This is a genomic window from Gordonia sp. CNJ-863, assembly GCF_001942325.1.
In the GTDB taxonomy this organism is placed as follows: domain Bacteria; phylum Actinomycetota; class Actinomycetes; order Mycobacteriales; family Mycobacteriaceae; genus Gordonia; species Gordonia alkanivorans.
Genome location: NZ_MKKG01000071.1, coordinates 1 through 1,850 on the forward strand (window position 1 = coordinate 1; position 1,850 = coordinate 1,850).

At 64.4% G+C, this 1,850-nt stretch carries 1 protein-coding gene; it reads right to left on the reverse strand.

Going from position 1 to position 1,850, the window contains the following annotated elements; genetic code table 11:
• A partial coding sequence (locus tag BJF87_RS22705) for a non-ribosomal peptide synthetase (protein ID WP_139319576.1) occupies positions 1–1,850 on the reverse strand: 1,850 nt, incomplete at both ends.

Genomic DNA, 1,850 nt, shown 5'->3' on the forward strand with positions numbered 1-1,850 from the left:
GCTGCGCGCAGGGCGTCGGTGTCGAGGTCACCGGTCAAACGCAACCCGGCCACGATGTTGTACGCACCCGAAGACGCATCGAACTGATTGATGAACCACATCCGCCGCTGCGCAAACGACAACGGCAACCGCTGCGGACGCGCACCCGCCACGATCGGCGGAAGCGCCTGCACCGAACCGACATCCACCCGCACCGCCAGCTCACGCACCGACGGCGCATCGAACACCATCCGCACCGTCACCTCGGCATCGAGCGCATCGGCCACCCGCGCCGCCAGCCGTGTCGCCGACAACGAGTTCCCACCGATATCGAAAAACGACTCCACCACACTGACCTGCTCGACCCCGAGCACATCGGCGAACACATCCGCGATCACCCGCTCCAGATCGGACTCCGGCCCCACATACTCCGCCGAGGTGAACTCCGGCTCCGGCAACGACTTCCGATCCAACTTGCCCGCACTGTTGAGCGGCACATCCTCCAGCACCACCCACGCGGTGGGACGCATGTACTCCGGCAACCCGACCGCAACCGACGCCTTGATCGCCTCGAGGTCCAACCGCTCCCCCGGACCACCCGCAACATAACCGACCAGATGCTCACCACCAGCAGCACTGACCACCGTCGCCGCCGCATGCACCACACCCGGCGCACCCGCCAACACCGCCTCGATCTCACCGAGCTCGACCCGCTGACCCCGCAACTTCACCTGGAAATCGGTACGCCCCAGATACTCCAAGTCCCCACCAGCATTACGCCGCACCAAGTCACCGGTCCGATACAACCGCTCACCCGGCCCACCGAACGGATCAGCCACAAACCTCTCAGCAGTCAGATCCGGACGCGCCGCATACCCACGCGCCAACTGCACACCACCGACATACAACTCACCGACCACACCATCAGGCACCAACCGCAAACGCGAATCCAACACAAACGACGTCGAATTCCACACCGGCCGACCGATCGGCACATTCAACACACCATCAGCCCGACCCACACGCTGATACGTGATCTCCACCGCCGCCTCGGTCGGACCATACAAGTTGTACAACTCCGCCGACGGAACCGCCGCCAACGCCTGCCCCGCCACCGCAGGCGGCAACGCCTCACCGGTCGTGCTCAGCAGACGCACCGACGTGAGGCCGGCCAGTCGCTCGGCACCAGCCACGTCCAGGAAGACCGACAGCATCGACGGCACGAAATGCACCATCGTCGCCCGAGTCTCCCGGATCGTCTCCGCGACATAGACCGGATCCAGATGACCATCAGCCCTGAGCACCACCACCGTCGCACCCACCATGAACGGCGCGAACAACTCCGGCACCGACACATCAAAGGTGTACGGCGTCTTGAGCACCACCACATCCGACTCATCGATCGGCAACTGATGCAGACCCCACCACAACCGGTTCACCACCGCCGCATGCGGCAACGTCACACCCTTGGGCCGACCCGTCGAACCCGACGTGAAAATCGTGTACACCGCCGAGGACACCGACAACACACCACGACGCTCCGCAGCAGTCACCGGACACGTATCACCCACCACCGGACCCGACGCATCCACCACAAAAGTCCGCGCACCACAATCAGCCACCGCCGCCGGAACCGGCCCAGGACCGACCAACACCAACTCAGCACCCGCGGTCTCCACCATGTACCGCACACGCTCAACCGGAGCACCGGTATCGATCGGCACATACTGCCCACCCGCCGACACCACCGCATGAATCGCCACAACCATGTCCACCGACCGCGGAACACACACACCCACAGCCACATCCGGACCCACACCGGCATCGATCAACGCACGCGCCAACACCGCCACACGATCAGACAACTCGCC